Origin of the sequence: Paenibacillus sp. NPDC093718 (assembly GCF_050279985.1) — a bacterium.
In the GTDB taxonomy this organism is placed as follows: domain Bacteria; phylum Bacillota; class Bacilli; order Paenibacillales; family Paenibacillaceae; genus Paenibacillus_AQ.
On sequence record NZ_JBNNUS010000013.1, the window covers coordinates 94,989 to 113,931 of the forward strand.

General features: G+C 62.3%; 11 protein-coding genes and 3 pseudogenes. All 14 read left to right on the forward strand.

The features are described 5' to 3' along the window. Position 1 precedes the first annotated feature (1 nt). Positions 2–1,558: a glycerol kinase GlpK gene (glpK, locus tag ACQKPA_RS29095; protein WP_427495878.1), complete on the forward strand. Its 1,557-nt coding sequence runs from the start codon at positions 2–4 to the stop codon at positions 1,556–1,558. A gap of 143 nt (positions 1,559–1,701) precedes the next feature. Further along, a complete protein-coding gene (locus ACQKPA_RS29100) occupies positions 1,702–3,339 on the forward strand; it encodes a hypothetical protein (protein WP_427495879.1) in 1,638 nt (545 codons plus the stop codon). A gap of 15 nt (positions 3,340–3,354) precedes the next feature. After that, positions 3,355–4,485 (forward strand): Gfo/Idh/MocA family protein, encoded by a 1,131-nt coding sequence (locus tag ACQKPA_RS29105; protein WP_427495880.1) that lies wholly within the window; start codon positions 3,355–3,357, stop codon positions 4,483–4,485. Next, positions 4,482–4,706: a four-carbon acid sugar kinase family protein gene (locus tag ACQKPA_RS29110; RefSeq protein WP_427495881.1), complete on the forward strand. Its 225-nt coding sequence runs from the start codon at positions 4,482–4,484 to the stop codon at positions 4,704–4,706. The genes ACQKPA_RS29105 and ACQKPA_RS29110 overlap by 4 nt, the downstream gene beginning before the upstream one ends. Continuing rightward, positions 4,616–5,443: pseudogene (locus tag ACQKPA_RS29115) on the forward strand (four-carbon acid sugar kinase family protein); the annotation flags it as partial. The gene ACQKPA_RS29110 and the pseudogene ACQKPA_RS29115, both read left to right, overlap by 91 nt. Before the next feature lie 72 nt (positions 5,444–5,515). Then, a pseudogene (locus tag ACQKPA_RS29120) lies at positions 5,516–5,578 on the forward strand (hypothetical protein); the annotation flags it as partial. Between the two features lie 58 nt (positions 5,579–5,636). Further along, a pseudogene (locus tag ACQKPA_RS29125) lies at positions 5,637–5,805 on the forward strand (4-hydroxythreonine-4-phosphate dehydrogenase PdxA); the annotation flags it as partial. 17 nt (positions 5,806–5,822) lie between these two features. Continuing rightward, complete coding sequence (locus tag ACQKPA_RS29130; RefSeq protein WP_427495923.1) at positions 5,823–7,547, forward strand: hypothetical protein; 1,725 nt, start codon at positions 5,823–5,825, stop codon at positions 7,545–7,547. A 14-nt stretch (positions 7,548–7,561) separates the two neighbouring features. Further along, on the forward strand, positions 7,562–8,251 hold the full coding sequence (locus tag ACQKPA_RS29135; RefSeq protein ID WP_427495882.1) for an aspartate/glutamate racemase family protein: 690 nt from the start codon (positions 7,562–7,564) through the stop codon (positions 8,249–8,251). A 73-nt stretch (positions 8,252–8,324) separates the two neighbouring features. Next, positions 8,325–9,551, forward strand: coding sequence for a ribulose-bisphosphate carboxylase large subunit family protein (locus ACQKPA_RS29140; RefSeq protein WP_427495883.1), 1,227 nt, complete (start codon positions 8,325–8,327; stop codon positions 9,549–9,551). Continuing rightward, the gene (locus tag ACQKPA_RS29145; protein ID WP_427495884.1) at positions 9,548–10,954 is read left to right on the forward strand and encodes a four-carbon acid sugar kinase family protein; all 1,407 of its coding nucleotides are present in this window, start codon (positions 9,548–9,550) and stop codon (positions 10,952–10,954) included. Before ACQKPA_RS29140 ends, ACQKPA_RS29145 begins: the two co-directional genes overlap by 4 nt. 285 nt (positions 10,955–11,239) lie before the next feature. Next, entirely contained in the window at positions 11,240–15,145 is a 3,906-nt protein-coding gene (locus tag ACQKPA_RS29150) for a hypothetical protein (protein WP_427495885.1), read from the forward strand. A 257-nt stretch (positions 15,146–15,402) separates the two neighbouring features. After that, positions 15,403–16,161 (forward strand): hypothetical protein, encoded by a 759-nt coding sequence (locus tag ACQKPA_RS29155; RefSeq protein ID WP_427495886.1) that lies wholly within the window; start codon positions 15,403–15,405, stop codon positions 16,159–16,161. Then, positions 16,148–18,847 (forward strand): family 78 glycoside hydrolase catalytic domain, encoded by a 2,700-nt coding sequence (locus tag ACQKPA_RS29160; RefSeq protein ID WP_427495887.1) that lies wholly within the window; start codon positions 16,148–16,150, stop codon positions 18,845–18,847. Before ACQKPA_RS29155 ends, ACQKPA_RS29160 begins: the two co-directional genes overlap by 14 nt. Positions 18,848–18,943 lie beyond the last annotated feature (96 nt).

The window sequence follows — 18,943 nt, forward strand, 5'->3', positions numbered from 1 at the left end:
TATGTCTGCAAGTGATAAATTTATATTGGCTATTGATCAAAGCACCTCAGGTACGAAAGCGCTTATCGTGAACGCCAGCGGGACGGTGAGGAGCCGAAGCAGCCGCGATCATCGCCAGTATTACCCAAACTCCGGCTGGGTGGAGCACGACGCGCAAGAAATTTATGACAATGTCAAGCTTGCGGCGCTTAATGCCTTGCGCGAGGCTCAAGTATCTCCCGCGGAGCTAGCGGCGGTTACGATTACGAATCAGCGGGAAACGGCCGTCCTATGGGACCGGATGACGGGGGAGCCGGTTGGCCGCGCAGTCGTGTGGCAATGCCAGCGTACGGCGGAAGCATGCGCTGGATTGAAGGAGCAGGGACATGAGGGGACGGTCACCGCGAAGACGGGCTTGACGCTAGACCCGTACTTCTCCGCAACGAAGTGGCGCTGGATTCTGGACAACGTGGAGGGGGCGCGCGAGAAGCTCGATGAGGGAAGGCTGCTTGCGGGAACGATCGACAGTTGGCTGGTCTGGAAGCTGACGGGCGGCAAGACGCATGCAACCGACTACACGAATGCGAGCCGCACCTCTCTGTTTAATATCTATACGCTTGCTTGGGATGAGGAGCTGTGCGAATTGTTCGGTATTCCGCGCGGCATTCTGCCGGAAGTAAGGAATTCCGACGAAGTATTCGGCTATACGGAAAGCGAAGGCTGGCTCGGGGCTTCCGTCCCGGTGACCGGCATAATCGGCGATTCGCAGGCGGCGCTGTTCGGAAACCTGTGCCTGAAGGAAGGAATGGCAAAGGCGACCTACGGCACAGGAACTTCGGTGCTGATGAACGTCGGAGCCGCTGCTCCCCATGCCGGCGGAGGACTCGTTTCGACCGTCGCCTGGGGCTGCGGCGGAAGGGTAACGTATGCGCTTGAAGCTGTCATTCGCTCTAGCGGAGACAGCCTGAATTGGCTGCGCGACAACTTGGGACTGTTCGCGACCTATCAGGAAATGGAGCAATTGCTTGAGCGCGCACCGGATCATGGAGGCGTCTACCTCGTACCTGCTTTTGTCGGTCTAGGCGCGCCCTACTGGCGGCCGGACGCAAGAGCGGCCATTATGGGAATGAGCCGCGCGACAGACAAATCGCATATTGTCCGTGCCGCGATCGAAAGTATCGCCTATCAGGTGCACGACGCGGTGGAGCTTCTGCAAAGCGAATCCTGCGTCATTCTGGAGGAGCTGCGCGCCGACGGAGGGGCCACGGTTAATGAGATCTTGATGCAATTCCAGGCGGACCTGCTGCGGAAGCCGGTCACTCGCACAGGCATAGCCGAACGATCAGCGATGGGTTCCGTCTATATGGGTGGTCTTGCCATTGGCCTTTGGAACTCGCCGGATAGCCTGCCAAATTGCACGCATGAAGGAGCACGATATGAACCGTTGATGGAGTCGTCTGAACGGAACAGACGCTTGTCAGGCTGGCAAACGGCTGTTGCTTCATTGCTTGCCGGGACGTCCAAGAGGCAGCATGAGTGGGAAGAGGCCCAGAATCATCATGAAAGGAATCATCGCTGACCCTTGCCATTGCCATTTAGTCCCCCGAAGAGCAAGATCCTTAAACTTTCGAGCAATATCAGATAGAGAACTCTGGTTATTCTGCACCTATAATTATAGTCACAGAATGAGAGAACGAGAGATTCGGAAAGGGGAACGAAAAAATGGCCAGACCAAAGCTGGGCATGCAGGGGCCCGTTATCGCCTGGCAGGATTCATGGGCGGGGGCAGCGTCCGACGAAATCATGCGAACGGGCACGGGCAGCGTCTATCCTTCCCAGGAGGCGCTCCCGGCTCCCGATTTGTTCCTTCAGGCGCTGAAGGAGCTTGGCTGCGATTTCTACGTGCACCACATGTTCCCGAACGGGGCCGGGCAATCGGCCATGGTGCGCGATATGGCCGAGCACGGCATGGACCTGTGCTTGGGCAACGAATACGGAAATATTAACGGACCTTACGTGGAAGGGACGAACCGGTACGACGTGCCCGACGAGGCGCTGCTGGAAGCCGCTGCAAGCGGCAAGCTGATCGGCCTGCTATACGACGAGCCCGAGCATCTCCAAATCAACGCCTCGCAATATCGCAAGGATGCCTTCCTTCCGCATTGGGGGACCACGGAAGAAAACACGCTGCGGCAATCGCAAGATTCGGTTGTTCGCGCGGTGGCGGAGAGGACGGCGCACGTGCGCGGCGTGTTGGCGAATGCCGGAGTCGATCCGGAGGGCGTGCCCTTGGTAGGCGAGTTTGTGTTCCCCACCCTCTTCCACACGAAAGCCAGGGGCGGAATGATCGTTTGTCCCAAAATCATGAAAGAGTCGTTCCAGTCGCTTCAGCTTTCCACGGCGCTTGGCGCGGCGAAGCAATACGGCCGAGGGCTGTGGATTTGCGCGGATTTGTGGGGACCGGACGTCGGGCCCTGGTTCATCCGGACACCGGGATTCCCCGGGCACTCGCCGGAGGAATACGCTTCGGCGCTCAAGATGGGCTACTTTATGGGACCGACCCATCTGTTCACGGAAAATATCGACGCTTTGCTGCAGTACGGGAACGGCAGCTTCCGCCGCACGGAGTTCGGAGAGGTGTGGGAGGAGTTCGTGCGGGCCTTTATTCCGGCGCATCCCTTGACCTGGTCGCACGCGGAAGCCGACCCCGACATCGCGTTCATCCATTCGGACGACAGCAATTACGGGCAGAACGCAAGGTTGTTCGGCAACCGGGGGCTTGCCGTCCCCGACGCTGCGCAAAGCGTGTTCCGCGCGTGGCATCTGCTCAGCCACGGCACCATTCCCGCGCATGGCAGCTGCATGCATATTCCCGGCTTCGACTTTCCGCGTCATCGCTTGAAAGCGGAGGTTCCGAGGGACGAATTTCCATTGCTGCAGGGCAGGCCTCATGCCATAGAGGAGCGGGTTCATCCGCTCTATTATCCGACGAACAACGTTCTCGTCTTCGACGAAACGGTGCGTGAAGAGCAGCTCGGAAATCCGAAAATGATTCTGGTTGCCGGCACTCGCCTTTCCGCGGAGACACTGAAGGCGGTCCGTCGAAGAGCGGAAGCGGGAGCGACGGTCATAATCGCGGACTGGCTCGTCCCCGAGCCGTGGAAGGCCAGCGGCCGAACGGGCGAAGGCAAATGGCTGGTAACCGGCGATTTCCTGTCGGATGATCGGGTGAAGGAAGAAGCCGGGCCGCATCTCGGAGGTTCCGACTGTTGGATGCAGCGGTTCGCGGACGCGGAGGTAAGGATGTACAAGGCGGACGAGCGCGGGTTCATGCTGGATTTCGAAATTAGGAAAAGGTGAGGAGGAAGCCGATACATGAACACCTACAAGCTTGGCGTCGTTGGACTGGGGGAAGGCCGGAGCATTATGTCCGCGGCGTTAAGCAGCACGAGATGGGAGCTTGTCCAAGTATGCGATATTAATCCGTCGGTATGCAAGCTTCGGGCCGAGGAGTTCGGCTTCGATCAGTGGACGACGGATTACGGGGAGCTGTTAAGCAATCCGGCCATCGACGTCGTCGCCATTTATTCGCCCGACCCGCTGCACCTCCCCCACATGATTCAGGCGCTGCAGGCAGGCAAGCACGTCATCTGCACGAAACCGATGTTGACCTCGCTTGAGGGGGCGAACGAGCTGCTGGAGCTGGCGGGGAGATCCGGCAAGCATGTATTCGTCGGGCAAAGCTCCCGTTTCTTCGAACCGATGATCCGCCAGCGCGCAGATTACGAGCGGGGTCGCCACGGAAGCATCCAGACGGTTGAAGCTCATTATATCGCGGACAGCCGCTGGTTCTTGAACAAGCCGTGGAGCCGGCAGAAGGGCTTCAGCTGGATGTACAATTTCATGATACACGCCGTCGATCTGGTCCGCTGGTATTTGCCGGGCGCCTTGGAGGTGACCGGATACGGCAACGTCAGCGGGAACAGCCGCCAATACGGCCTCGAGACGTGGGATTCCATGCGGCTCCTCGTTCGGGACGAAGAAGGCAGGATCGGCCAAATATCGGGCAGCTATACCTTGCCGGCGTTAGGCTCGGAGGTCGAGCCGGGAATCGGCTGCGTCATTCGGGGGACGAAGGGCTCCTCGCGGGCGGAGTACTCCAATCTGCTGTATCATACGCGATTCGAGGGCGAAGGCCGCAAGACGTATTCCTTCGAGAATAAGCGCGATTATTACTTCCGATTCGAGGGCAACAGCCATCACGCGGGGGAATATCAGAACTACATCGACTATTTCGCGGAATGTCTGGACAATGGCGCGAAGCCGCTGCCGGACGCGGAGGAAGCGGTGGTGACGCTCGCCTTGATGGCGGCGATGGAGCGAACCATGCGGGAAGGCGGCAGGCCGGTCCGCGTGGATGAGCTGCTCCGCGAGAACGGGCTGGCGCATCTGCGGAAGCTCTTGCGGGACGAGACCATGAGCCGCGGGGAGATGCGTCTGCCATGAACGAGCTTGCGATTATCGCGGACGACTTGACGGGAGCCACCGACTCGGGCGTGCAGTTCGCGAGGAGAGGCTTCGATACGCAGGTCGTCTTGCATGCGGAAGAGGTTTCGGCGATCGGAAGGAATTCCGAAATTATCTGCTGGATACGGACAGCAGGGCGGTTGCCGCAGGCGAGGCCTACGAGCGGACCAGGCTCGCCGCGCTCCAAGTCGCGCGGATAGGCTTCAAGCACGTGTACAAAAAGCTGGATTCCACGCTGAGGGGCAATCTCGGCGCGGAAATCGACGCCGTCGCGGATGCCATTCCCGTGGATTGCATCATCGTTGCACCCGCCTATCCGAAGATCGGAAGGACGACCCGAAACGGCATTCATTATGTGAAGGATGTACGGATCGATCGGACGGAAACCGCTAAGGATCCCAAATCTCCCGTCGCCGAAGCCGATCTCGTCAAGCTGCTGGCCTCCCAATCGCAACGGCAAGCGGGACTGCTGCCGCTTGAAGCACTGCGAGCGGGCGCGGAAGCCGCTAGCTTGCGAATCGGGAAGCTGCTTCGGAGAGGCATCGAAATCATCGTATGCGACGCCGTCTTAGACGAGGATTTGCGGCGAATCGCCGACGTCGCGGCGGCAGGCGTGGGACGAATGCTATGGGCAGGCTCGGCCGGTCTCGCGGAATGCCTGCCGGATTCGCTCGCGCTCGCGAGAGGCCGCGGAGCGCACGAGCACCTGTCGCGCGTCGTCCCCGAAAGGGGGAAACCCGTGCTATTGGTTGCGGGCAGCATCTCCAATATTACCCGGAGCCAGGTTGCCGCGTTCAATCAATGCCCGCGGACAAAGGCCGTGGAGCTCGACGCCATCGCGGCCATGACTTCCGACGAAGGCTGCGACCGGGAGCTCGAGCGGTGCAGCTCGGCCGTCCGGACGGCGCTTGCGGCAGGCTTTGACGTTTCCTTGTAGGCCGGCTGCTCGCCCGGACAAGTCCGGTCGGCCCAAGTGGCGGGCGCCGCGAGAGGATTGCAGGCGGCGGAAGTGTCGAACCGGATCGCGTCGCTGCTCGGTTTGGCGGCTTCCGAATGCATGGATACGACGGAGCTGCAAGGCGTCATTCTGACCGGGGGAGACACGGCGAAGGCCGTATGCAGGCATCTGACTGGAAGCCGGAGTCAACATTACCGTCGGTCTGCCGATTATCCGGACGAGCGTCGACCACGGAACGGCGTTCGATATCGCCGGCAAAGGCATTTGCCGACGAGCAAAGCATGAAGGAAGCGATCCGCCAAGCGATCGAGCTGACGCCCGGCGGACGGCGATCCGAATAACGAGAGGGGGAATTCGCATGGCAACGCGTCAAATTCCGGACACGTTGATGCTGGAAGAACGGGCGGCCCATGCATTGAACGCCATGGTGGGCATGGCGGACGAGGATTTTGGCCATATCCCGTTTTTCGCGGCTAATTTAATGGCAAAGCCCGCGTTCGTGACGCACGGGGATTGGGATTACGGCTCCTCACACGGACGCATGATCGACGGCATGATCCTTGCCCGCCATATGTCCGGCGCCACGTTCGGACGCGAGGTGGAGGAGCGCTACCGCGCCAACTTGCTCTCCTTCTTCAAGGAAGACGGCATGAGCTATCGCCAATTGAATCCGGTATACCGCTGGGAGACGAACGCCAATCTGATCGATCAGCGCGCGGTCATCTTGTCGCTGACGACATGGTACATGGAAACGGGGGACGAGAAGGCGAAGGAAGCGGCAGATCGTCACGTGGCCGCGTTGAAGCGGATCGCGGTCAAGGAGCGCGACATTTGGTATTACCCGGCATCCGAATACAAGGAATCCGGCTGGCCATCCGCGAACGCCGTGCAGCTCCGGCTTGCCCCGGATCCGGCTTCCTTCTGCGGCAGGCTGATCATGCCGCTCCTGAAGTACCACGAATTAACGGGAAATCCGGACGCCTTCGAGCTCTGCCAATATTTCACTGCGCTTATTACGGAACGAAGCCGTGTCTTCCTGGAGGACGGAAGCTTCAACGACGCGCCTGCCTACCGGAGCGGACATTTCCATACCCGCCTCGGCACGCTCGACGCGATCGCCCGTTTCGGCGAATTCACGGGCAACGCCGCATTGATTGCCTGGGTGAAGAAGAGCTACGATTGGGCGCTGACGAAGTGCACGTCGTTCGGCTGGACCCCAGGCGATCTGCACGAGCAGGCATATGAGCACGAAACCTGTTCGCTCGTGGACTTGATCGCGACCGGGATCACGCTCGCCAGGAACGGCTACGTGGAGTATTGGGGAACCGTGGAGCGGTTCATCCGGAACCATCTTGCGGAATCACAATTGCTGGACTTGAATTGGGTCGAGCAGTTGGACGACAAGTCCCGCGACATTCGCGCGGACCGCTCCTATTACAAGGTCGCGGACCGTTCGCGCGGCGCTTTCGCCGGCTATTCCGCTCCCAACGATTTCTGCTGCGACGTGAACGAGGGTCGCGGCCATACGAACGATTTGCAGCTTTGCTGCTTAGGCTCCGGAACCCGGGGGTTGTTCATGGGCTGGAGCAACGCCATTACCGAGCGGGACGGCATGATCTGCGTCAACTTCCTGCTGAACCGAGGCTCGAAATGGCTGGACGTCGACAGTTATTTGCCGCATGAAGGCAAAGTCGTACTTCACGTTCGCCGGGATTTGCCGCGGCTGGCCGTTCGCATTCCGGAATGGGCGGGCTTTACCAAAATAAACGTGCTCCGCGAGCTCGGCGGCGAGACGGCGGAAAGCAACGGAAAAGCTCCGAGCAGCTGGATCAATAAATGCTTCCTGCTGCTCGGGTCGGCCCGCGAGGGCGAGACGATCACGATCACGTTTCCGTTAAGCTATCGAACCACGCAGGAGAATGCGGTCGGCCAATCGTTCGCGGCGCAGTGGCGAGGCGACGACGTCGTCGAGATCAGTCCGAAGGGACGGCAAAAGCCGCTCTACAGCGGACGCGCCGTCTACGACCGCGCGCCCATGCGGGAGGGCGATTATCGCAGACCGGATCGCGAATTCGTCTGGTAGCGCCATGAAGCGCAATGATGAAAGACGGAGGGGAATCCATGAAATGGACGGTTGCCGCGGTATATACGGGCCAAGGGCTCGCGGATCCGCTGAAGAAAATATTCGATGAGCTGCTGCCGGACTGCCGGCTCGTCAATCTGATCGACGACGGTTTGATCCATGACGTCGTTCGCGCGGGAGAGATTACGCCGCTAGTGTCGAAGCGGCTGCTGACTTACTATCGGAACGCAGAGGAGCTTGGAGCCGACGTCATTCTGAATACCTGCTCCTCGGTCAGCGAAGCGGTCGACCGGGCGAGACCGTTCGTATCCGTGCCCATCGTGAAGATCGATCAGGAGATGGCCCTGGAAGCGGTAAGCCGCTATGCCCGCATCGGCGTCATCGCGACTTTGCCGACGACGCTGCAGCCGACCAAGGCCTTGCTGCTCTCCCAAGCGGAGGCGATCGGCCAAAAAGTCGCGTTGGCGGACGGACTGGCGGCGGGAGCGTATGATGCCCTGGTTGCCGGCAAGCCGGAAGAGCATGACGCGCTGATCGCGAACGCGGCGGCCGGCCTTGCCGGCTCGGTGGACGCGATCGTGCTCGCGCAAGGCTCGATGGCAAGGATGGAAGCCGCGCTCCGGGAGAAAACCGGCAAGCCGGTATTGTCGAGTCCGCGTTCGGGCGTCATGGCCGTGAAGCGGGCATTGGAATCTTTGAGTTAATCTATATGCCACGGCGAGGTGTTGGGAATTGGAAACGAATCGGGTAACGGCTACTTATTTGGTGGAAACCCCGTTGACGCTGGAGCAGGCGGCCGCGTCCATCGCGGGGGAGCAATCGACGGGCACGTTCACGGCGGTGCCCGGCGAGACGGAGTCGCTCAAGGAGCGGCACGGCGCCAGAATCGAACGAATCACGCCATTGGAGCAGGTTGCGCAGCCGTCGCTTCCCGGAGCGCTCGCTCCGCCGGCCACTCAAGGATGCTATTCGCGCGGAGAGATTGTCGTGTCGTTCCCGCTTCATAATTTCGGGCCGTCGATTCCGAATCTGATGGCCTGCGTGGCCGGCAATCTGTACGAGCTCCGCGAGCTGTCGGGGTTGCGTCTAGTCGATCTGGAGCTGCCGGAGGACTTCAAGACCCGTTATCCGGGTCCGCGCTTCGGCATCGAAGGGACCCGGCGAATAACCGGCGTCCGCGGCCGGCCGATCATCGGCACAATCATTAAGCCGAGCGTGGGTCTCGGGTGTGCGGAATTGGAGGCGCTCGTATACGACCTGGCCGTATCGGGGGTTGATTTCATCAAGGACGACGAGCTGAACGCGAATCCGCCTTATTTGCCCCTGCGAGAAAAAGCGGAGACGGTGATGCGGGCCATCGGGAGAGCGGCGGACAAGACGGGGCGCAAGGCGATGTACGCCTGTAATATTACGGGCGACATCGAAGAGCTGCAACGAAACCACGAGCATGTGGTCAAGGCGGGCGGCAATTGCGTAATGGTCAGCATCAACAGCATCGGTTTCGCGGGACTCGCCTATTTGAACGGCTTCAGCGAGGTTCCCGTCCACGGTCACCGGAATCAGTGGGGGATGCTGACGCGGCACGGACAGCTCGGGATGGATTTCCGGGTCTATCAGAAGCTGTGCAGGCTTGCGGGGGCCGACCATCTGCACGTGAACGGTCTGGGCAGCAAGTTCTACGAAAGCGACGAATCCGTCGCGAGGTCCGTGGAAGCCTGTCTGCAGCCCATGTGGGACGGCTATTCGGCGATGCCGGTACTCTCGTCGGGGCAATGGGCGGGGACGGCGGAGACGACGTTCGAACGGACGCGATCGGTAGATGTCATGCATCTCGCCGGCGGAGGCATTCTTGCCCATCCGGACGGGCCGGCTGCCGGCGTCGAAAGCATGAAGCAAGGCTGGGAGGCCGCGATGCGCGGCATTCCCGCCGAAGAATACGCGAAGGAGCGGGTCGAGCTGCGGCGCGCGTTCGACAAGTTTAAGCGCAAGGAACGAGCGCTATGAGCGTACCGGGAGCTATGCCGAAGCATAACGACCGGCTGCTATGCTTCTACGGCGACGACTTTACCGGCTCTACCGACGCGATGGAGGCTCTCGCCAAGAGCGGCGCGGACACGGTGCTGTTTCTTGATCCCCCGCCGCCGGAGCTGCTCGCCGAACGGTTCCCGAACGTGCGGTGCTTCGGCGTCGCGGGCGTAAGCCGGTCGATGACGCCGGACGAGATGGAGCGCGAGCTTCGGCCGGCGCTCGAACGGCTCCATGCTTACGGAACAGCCGTCGTGCATTATAAAGTATGCTCCACCTTCGATTCTTCGCCCCGCGCGGGAAGCATCGGCAAGGTGCTGGAGCTGGGCAGGTCCGTCTATCCGCGTCAAAGGTACGTGCCGATCCTGGCCGGCGTGCCGGCCCTGAAGCGCTATACGCTGTTCGGCCACCACTTCGCCGAGGCGGGCGTCGACGGCGGTACGTACCGGCTGGACCGTCATCCCACGATGTCCCGCCATCCCATTACGCCCATGCGGGAATCCGATCTTCGCTTGCATCTTCGGGAGCAAACGGATTTGCCCGTTTCGTTAATGGAATGGACGGCCTTGGACGGCGTGCCCGAGGAGGTGTCGGCCAGGCTCGAGCATCGGCTGGAGGTCGGGGAGCCGGCCGCTCTCCTGTTCGACGTCATCGACGACCCGCGGCTGGAGGCGGCGGGCAGATTAATGTGGCGGGAAGCCGAGGAACGGGGGACGGGCCTATTTGTCATCGGCTCGTCGGGCGTGGAATACGCGCTGGCCGCCCATTGGGCGAAAGAGGGGCTCGTCGACCCGGGAGGGGCGCGGCTGCAAGCGGCGGAACAAGCGGATCAATTGTTGGTCGTCTCGGGAAGCTGTTCGCCGGTCACGCAATCGCAGATCGCGTGGGCGCTTAAGCGAGGTTACGCCGGCATACGGGTGCGGGCGCGGGATTGGCTCGAACCGGGGCGGGCGGACGAGGCGAGACGGTCGCTGCTGAAGCAGGCGCTGCCGCTCGTCGAGCAAGGCAAGAATATCATCGTCTATTCCGCGGACGGACCCGAGGATCCAGCCATCGCAGCGCTTCGGGAAGCCTTGACCGCCAGAGGCATGGAGCCGGCGGATTCCGGACGTTTGATCGGCACGCAGCTTGGCAGGCTGACCTCGGACCTCTTGCGGGCGACGGGCTTGCGCCGCATTCTGATTGCCGGAGGCGATACCTCCGGTTACGTGACGCGCGAGCTGGGCATTTACGCCCTGTCATGCTTGAGCGCCATCGTCCCGGGGGGGCCATTATGCCGTTGCTACTCCGAGGATCCGCGGCTGGACGGGCTTCAGCTGGCGCTGAAAGGCGGTCAGGTCGGGGGGGCCGATTATTTCGAACGCGTAAGACTCGGAGGATGAGAGCGATAGCGTGGCAGCCTGCGGCGTACACGAACAATCGAAGCAAACAATCGAAGCAAGCAATCGCTTCCCGGCACGGGAGTGACGGCTTGCTTTTTTTTCCTCGAAATCAAGAAACGAAACGAATCGCACATCACTCAGAAATGACCTATAAAGTCGATGGAAGCAACCTATAAACAAAGCCTTTAAACCGTGTAGAGTGGTGTTCAAACGAACAGATCCCGGCTAGGCGGGGGAATCGCGCGCTCGCGCGAAGGCCTGTATCGGAGAGGAGAGGGAATGGGCATGGTTTCGGAATGGACTCAAATGCACGATCGGTTCAAGGAGCCGGATCCGCGATACGGACCGGTGCCGTTCTGGTGGTGGAGCGGCGAAGAGGTGACGGAAGAGCGAATCCGGTGGCAGCTGCGGAAATTCCGGGAGGGAGGGCTGCGCAATATCGGCATTATCCATCTGGCGCCGACGGGACCGCAATACGGCTCCTGCGGCGATCGCCCGGCTTATATGAGCGAGGAATGGTGGACGCTGTTCGAGGCCGCGCTGCGGGAAGCGGAGCGGCTGGGGATGAGACTGTGGTTCTATGATCAAATCGGGTTCTCCGGCGCGAACGAACTTGCGCGCCTCGTCGCGGAGGTGCCGGCATACGCGGGCTATCAGCTGCGCAGGTATCCGAAGACGGAGGAACCGCCTTCTGGCTCCCAGCTCTTGCTGGAGACGGACGATTACCGGTACGTCGCCGAGCGTCAGGGCTTCAACTGGCTGGATCCGAAGGCGTCGGCCGCCTTGCTCGACCGGGTGCACGGCGAATTCGAGAGACGCTTTCCGGACGATCTCGGCCGAACGATCGCGGGCAGCTTTCAAGATGAGCTGCCGCCGCTGCCGCTATGGTCGCCGGAAGTGCCGATCCTCTATCGCGAGCATCACCGGCACGATTTGTTGGAGGCGCTTCCAGCGTTGTTCGACGAAGGGCCGGGCGCGGCAGACGTTCGCCGACGCGTCTACGCGATCGCGGCGGAGCTCGCGGAACGGGCGTTCTTCGAGCCGCTCGGCGAGTGGCACCGCAAATACGGCATGCTGATCGGCTGCGACCAGGCCGGCCCGGCGCGCAGAGTCGACGTTCACGGCGCGCAGCGTCTGTACCTCGATTACTTCCGGACGCATCGGTGGTACAATTCGCCCGGAGCGGACATGGAAGGGGACTTGAAGGCCCACTCCTCCCTCGTCCATTTGAACGGCGGATCCCGCGTCTGGTTGGAGGGCTTTCACTCCAGCGGCTGGGGCGGCACGCTCGAGGAAACGATGCATTGGCTGGTGCCTTGGCTGCAGACGGGCGTGACGCTGTTCAGTCCCCATGCCGTCTATTACTCCACCCGCGGCGGATGGTGGGAATGGGCGCCGCCGGATACGGGGTGGCGCCAGCCCTACTTCGAGCACTACGGGGTGTTCGCGGACACCGTCAGCCGGGTATGCCGCTTGTTGAGCGAGGGAAACCATGTCGCCGACGTTGCCGTTCATTATCCGTCTTATGCGGCGGTAGGGTATCTGTCCCTGGACGACGTGAAGCCGAACGAGCATCCGATGGGCGCTTCCAACCGGGACCCCCGCGAGAGGATTACGCAGCTGAGACGGGCGTACTGGAGCGTGGCGGGCACGACCCACCGCAAGGATACCGAGACTTATGCGGGTTCGCTTCGCAACCTTGGACTCGACTTCGACGTCGTGGACGATTCCGCGCTGGAGAGAAGCCTCGTCAGGGACGGTAAGCTGGAGATCGCCGGCGAGCGATTCGGCGTGCTCGTGTTATGCGGGACGACCGTCATGGACACGCCGGCGCTTGCGATGGCTCAGGCCATGGCGCGGCAAGGCGGGATGGTCGTCGGAATAGACGTCCCGGAGGAGGAGCGTGAAGCGATTCCGGGCGCCGTCTTCGTCGACACGGCGGAGGAGGCGGCCGCGCTCGCCGAGCGGAAGGCGGAGAAGCGAGCGGAAGGACCGGGACTGTCGCTGCATCGGCGAACGGACGACGCGGATATCTTTCTCCTGCTGCCGGAGAACGGTGCGCTGCTGAAGATGCACGAACCGGCGGTCGAGTCCGCGCGGCCGCTTCCGCCAGCCGTCTACCGGCTGCGAACGGCCGGCGTTCCGGAGCTATGGGACCCGGTAACCGGCCGAACCGGTCCCGTCGCGTATGTGCGCGAGGGCGATTGGATCCGCGTAGAGGCCTCCTTCGACCATTGGCCTGCCGCCTTGATCGTGTGCGGCGCGACGTCCGTCCGGGATGCGGGAAGCCGAGCGGCAGACGAGTCGGCGGCGGCACGGACCTCGGCCTTGGTCTCGCATCGGGAACGCTTTCCCGCGGAGATCGGATCAGGTCCGGCAGGCGGCGGAGAGGAACGAACGCTGGAGGAGTGGCGCGTCCGGATCGAGCCGACACTGGACAATCGGTACGGGGACTTCGACCTGCATGCTGAACGACGGGGGCTGATGCCTCCCGAGCGGCGCATGATGCGGGTCCGCACGGAGGAACGCGGCGAGGACGGAACGGCGGCAGGCTGGCAGATGCCGGAGTATTCCGACGCGGGTTGGGACGAACGGCTATGGAGCGAAGCCGCTTACTGGCACGTTCATAAAGGCGAGTCCTACGATCCGAAAGAAGCGGAGCCGCTTGTCTACAGCACGGTATTCGGCGATCTGAAATTCCGGTCCTGGGCCGGACGGATGGGCCGCGTGCCGCGAAGATATTTGCATCTTGGCGAAGCGTCGAAGGGCGAAACCGTCTGGGCCGCCACGAACGCCATGGCTCGCGAGGAAGGACGCTTCTGGATCCGAACGGAAAGCAATGCCGATCTGCAGGGATGGGTGAACGGCGAGGCCATCGAATGGAGCGGCGGACCGGAGGAGAGGACGGCTTGGGTTCGGCTGAAGGAAGGGCCGAACGCGGTCTTGCTGCGAGCGGAAGCAAGATTGAAGGGCATGCAGCGCGCGGCGGTCGAAATCAACGAATCGGCCGCGATGCCCTTGCCCAAATGGATATACGCGGGACGGCCGGCTGCCAGCTCCCGCCTTCGGATCGGGCTGGCGGCGCCGCCGAACCGGCCGGCAAGCCGCGTGCGCCTTGTGTTCGCCGCGCGGGGAAGGGCGGTCCTTGCGGTGAACGGGATTGCCGTAACCGAGCATGGGGACTTCAATCCGTACATTCGGCAGGGCCAGGAGGAAGTCGATATTACTGCTTATTGGCGGGAAGGCGCGAACGACATCGCGCTGCTGCTGCCCGAAGGCAAAGGCGACGTGTTCGTCGACGGGAGAATCGAGCTGGCGGACGGCGGCGCGATTCCCTTCTGCACCGGTCCAGATTGGCTGGACGAACGGGGAGAACCCGCGCTAGTCCATCATGGCGGCGTGCTGCAGTTCGCCGAGACGGAGTCGCTCTGGATCAACGATCGTCCCCATCCGCTGCCCGGCGTGGGCTGGCTGATGCCGGGCTCGGCGCCTTCGACGGCGCCCGTCCCGTTCGTGGCGGACGCGAGCCGGATTGGCCGGCCGATTTGGCTCCGATTCCCTCTGCCCGTCGGTACGCATCGCATGCACCTGGAGGTCGAGGGCAAGGTGCGTCTTTGGATCGGCGGGCAAGAGACGGCGTTCGCGAGCGGTTGCTGTTCCTTCGCCCCGCAGGCGGCGGGAACGATGGCCGCCGTCCGAATCGAACCGGAAGGCGCGTTGACGGAAGCCGCCGTGATGAACGCGCCGATCCGGTTCGAAACCTTACCTCGCCTAGGGGAGCTTGGCGACTGGCGGACCGCGCTGCATCTGCCGCATCACAGCGGTGCCGTTGAATACGAGACGCGGCTGGAGATCGCGGCGGAAAGCACGGTATTGCTCGATTTGGGCCACGTGAGGGGGACCGCCGAGGTGTGGGCGGACGGTGCTCCCGCCGGCGTCCGTGTATGGCGCCCGTATCGGTTCGCGTTAGGCAAGCTGGCCGCGGGCTCGCATAAGCTGCGCGTACGCGTCACGAATACGCTAGGCACATTCTATGAGCACGGCCGCCCGACCAGTCTCGTCGGCGCGAACCCGGCCGTCACCTACTGGGACAAGACGCCGAGGCCGGAATGGCAGGCTTCGTTCCCTGCCGGAGGGCTGTACGGTCCCGTTCGAGCATGGTTCACGCAATCAGAGGAGGATGAAAGATGACGATCGATGCTTGGCTGACGCCTTACAAACGGAGTGAACCGGTTCTGGTCGGCTCCGGGGAGGAAGGCGCTTTCGATTACCACGCGGTGGACTGCCCGTTCGTGTTCCGCCACAACGGCCGGTTCTACATGATGTACGTCGGCTACGACGGCATCGGCTATCAGACGGCGCTTGCGGTCGGCGACGATCTGCTGCGGTTCGAACCTTTATCGACGATATTGCGCCGCGACGAAGGCTCGGCCTGGGATTCGAGAAACGTGGCGGGAACCTGGATGCTGCGCGACAACGATTTGCACGGGCCGGGCACGCTCAAAAAGTGGAACGGCAAATATTGGCTTGCCTATCACTCCTATCCGGGCGACGGCTACGAGGCAGGCTCGGCCCGAATCGGCTTGGCCTGGACGGAGGACGAGGAGCTGCTCGAGTGGCATCGGCTTCCGGAGCCGATCTTGACGCCGGAGGAAGGAGAGCCGTGGGAGAGCGGCGGGCTCTACAAGGAGTGCCTGCTCGAGCATGAAGGAACCTTTTATTTGTTCTACAACGCCAAAAACCAAACGCACGGCCGATGGATCGAGCAGACGGGTCTCGCGACCTCGACGGATCTCGTCCGGTGGACCCGGCATCCGGACAATCCCGTCCTTCGCGTTACGCCGGGAGCATGGGACGGCGGATTCGTTAGCGATCCTTGCGTGCTAAGGGACGGAGACCGCTGGGCCATGTTCTTCTTCGGCTTCGACTACAAGAAGGCGCAGGAAGGCGTCGCCTACTCCGCCGACCTTCTGAATTGGACCAAACATCCCGATCCGATCATCGAGACCGGCCAGCCGGGAGAGCTGGACGCATCCTACGCCCACAAGCCTTCCGTCATCGCGCACGAAGGCGTGTTGTACCACTTCTATACGGCATGCCGCAAGCCTCAGGAAGGCGACAGGACCTGCAACTTCTTCCCCGAATACCGAACGATCGCCGTGGCGACTTCGCGCGAGTTAAAGGAGGAGCAGCGTGGCGGTGATTAAAGCGACCGACTTGCGGACGGAGGGTATCCTTAACCCGCTCGGGCTGGACGCGGAGCGTCCCCGGTTAAGCTGGTCGTTCGGGCAGCCGGCCGGAGCCGGAAGCGGCCAAAGCGCTTACCGAATCGCCGTCGCGTCCAGCGAGGAGCGTCTGAAGCTCGGCGAACCGGATGTATGGGACAGCGGCATCGTGAGAAGCTGCGAGCATGTTTCCATCCCGTACGAAGGGGCGGCGCTGATGCCGAGGCGGAGGTACTACTGGCACGTAACGGCGTGGGACGGCCAAGGCCAACCGGCCGTCAGTAAGGCGGCATGGTGGGAGACGGGCCTATTGGCCGAAGCGAAATGGTCGGGGCGCTGGATCGGCGATGCCGCAGACGCGGCGGACCGCGGGCCGATGATCCAGCTCCGGAAGTCTTTCGAGGTGAAGAAGCCGGTTGCCCGCGCGCGCGCCTACGTAACCGGACTCGGACATTACGAGCTGCGCCTGAACGGGGCGAAGGTCGGCGACCGGCAGCTTGAGCCGGGGTGGACGAATTACGACAAGACGGTGCTGTACTCGGTTTACGACGTGACGCCCGGGCTCAGGCAGAGGGAGAACGCGGTGGGCGTTCTCCTCGGCAACGGCTTCTATCGCGTGGCCGGCGGACGCTACGCCAAGTTCAAGGGCAGCTTCGGCAACCCGAAATGTTTGGCGGAGCTGGTCATCGAATATGCCGACGGGACCGCGGAGACGATCGTCACCGACGGAACTTGGTCGCTAAGCGACAGCCCTCTTACCTTCTCTTGTATTTACGGCGGCGAGGATTACGATGCCGGATTGGAGCGGACGGGCTGGGACGGTCCGGGCTTCGCGGAAGACGGGGATTGGAGACGCGCCTGCGAGCTGGAGCCCCCGCCCGGCAAACTGACGGCGCAATCGTCTCCCCCGCTCGCGATTACCAAGCGCTTGCCCGCACGCAGCGTCTCGGAGCCGCGGAGGGACGTGTACGTCTACGACTTGGGGCAAAATTTCTCGGGCTGGCCGTGCATTCGCGTCAGCGGCCCGAACGGAACGCGGGTCAAGCTGAAGCCCGCGGAGCTCTTGACGGAAGAGGGGTTGGCCAATCAGAAATATTCGGGATCGCCATACGAGCTGAATTACGTCTTGAAGGGGGAAGGCATCGAAGAATGGCATCCCCGGTTCACGTATTACGGCTTCCGGTACGTGCAAGTGGAGGGCGCGGCGCCCGCCAGCGAAGGCGTCGAGGAATCGGACCTTCCCGTGCTGCACGGTTTCGAAGGCCACATGATCGGTCCGGACGTCGCGGACGCCGGGGGCTTTCGGTGCTCGGATCCGCTGCTCAACCGGATTCACGAGATCATCAACTGGGCGATCCTCAGCAACATGAAGAGCGTCTTCACGGACTGTCCGCATCGCGAGAAGCTGGGCTGGTTGGAGCAGCTACATCTCATGGGGCCTTCCGTCATGTTCAACTACGAATGCGAAGCGCTGCTCGAGAAGATCATGCGCGACATGTCGGATGCCCAGCTTCCAAACGGCATGGTGCCGACGACGGCGCCGGAGTACCTCGTATTCGAGGAGCCTTGGCACATGTTTCGCGACGCGGCCGCTTGGGGGGGCTCCTATATTCTGCTCGCGTGGGAGATGCTTCGGCGTTACGGCAGCGTCGGAACGCTCGAGCGGCACTACGAGGGGATGGGCCGTTATGTCCGTTATTTGACCGAGGCATCGGACGGCTTCATTCTGCGCGGCGGGCTCGGCGACTGGTACGACATCGGACCGAAAGGCCCCGGCTTCGCTCAGAATACGTCCGTCGCGCTGGTCGAGACGGCCATCTTCTTCGGGCTGGCGAGAGCGCTCGGCGAAATCGCGCTGGTGCTCGGCAAAGCCGAGGACGCTTCCGCCCATTCGCGGCTATCCGAATCCATTCGAACGGCGTTTCATTCAGCGTTCTACGATCCGGCTAACGCCATGTACGCCGAAGGGAGCGACACGGCCGTCGCCATGCCGCTCGCGATCGGCCTTGCCCCCGAGGAACTGCGCGGCGTCCTCTTGGACCGCCTCGTCCGCAATATCGGGGAGCGGGGCTGGCAGACGACCGCCGGCGACGTCGGCCACCGCTACGTGCTGTCGGCGCTTGCCCGCGGAGGCCGGTCGGATGTCGTCGGCAAGATGGCGAGAAACCCGCATGCGCCCGGCTACGCTTATCAGGTCGCTCACGGCGCGACGTCGCTGACCGAAGCCTGGGACGGACCGACCGTCGGGAAATCGCAAAACCATTTCATGCTGGGCCACTTGGAGGAGTGGCTGTACGCCAGCCTTGCCGGCCTGGATTATCGTTATCGCCCGGAAGTCGGACGCTACCTCGTCAAGGCGAAGCCGACGGTCGTCCAAGGCGTCGAATGGGCGGAAGCGTGGCAGCAGCTTCGCTCCGGCAGGGCGAGCGTCCGCTGGGAGCTCGGCCCGTCTAACCAAATGACCGTCCGGGTCGATATTCCGGCGAACAGCGAAGGTCTGATCCGGATTCCCGCCTCTCCGGACACGCCGGTGCTCGCGAGCGGGCCGGACGTCGCATACGAGGGACGCGAAGACGGTCACGCGGTCTATCGTTCGGGCCCGGGCTCTTATTGCTTTATCTTTGCCGCGAATCATCGAACGACCGAGATACAAGGAGCACGAATGTGATGAAATCGCGATTCGATCAAGGATTGCCGGATTACGAGAATCGCGATACACAAGCAAGGCGGCGACAGCCCGCACGAATAACGAGGGGCAAACCCG

What these genes read in the sequence shown, in the direction of transcription:
- glpK (WP_427495878.1), top strand. Translation starts at nt 2, where the DNA reads ATGTCTGCAAGTGATAAATTTATATTGGCTATTGATCAAAGCACCTCA.
- ACQKPA_RS29130 (WP_427495923.1), top strand. Translation starts at nt 5,823, where the DNA reads ATGGCAACGCGTCAAATTCCGGACACGTTGATGCTGGAAGAACGGGCG.
- ACQKPA_RS29135 (WP_427495882.1), top strand. Translation starts at nt 7,562, where the DNA reads ATGATGAAAGACGGAGGGGAATCCATGAAATGGACGGTTGCCGCGGTA.
- ACQKPA_RS29105 (WP_427495880.1), top strand. Translation starts at nt 3,355, where the DNA reads ATGAACACCTACAAGCTTGGCGTCGTTGGACTGGGGGAAGGCCGGAGC.
- ACQKPA_RS29145 (WP_427495884.1), top strand. Translation starts at nt 9,548, where the DNA reads ATGAGCGTACCGGGAGCTATGCCGAAGCATAACGACCGGCTGCTATGC.
- ACQKPA_RS29150 (WP_427495885.1), top strand. Translation starts at nt 11,240, where the DNA reads ATGGTTTCGGAATGGACTCAAATGCACGATCGGTTCAAGGAGCCGGAT.
- ACQKPA_RS29110 (WP_427495881.1), top strand. Translation starts at nt 4,482, where the DNA reads ATGAACGAGCTTGCGATTATCGCGGACGACTTGACGGGAGCCACCGAC.
- ACQKPA_RS29100 (WP_427495879.1), top strand. Translation starts at nt 1,702, where the DNA reads ATGGCCAGACCAAAGCTGGGCATGCAGGGGCCCGTTATCGCCTGGCAG.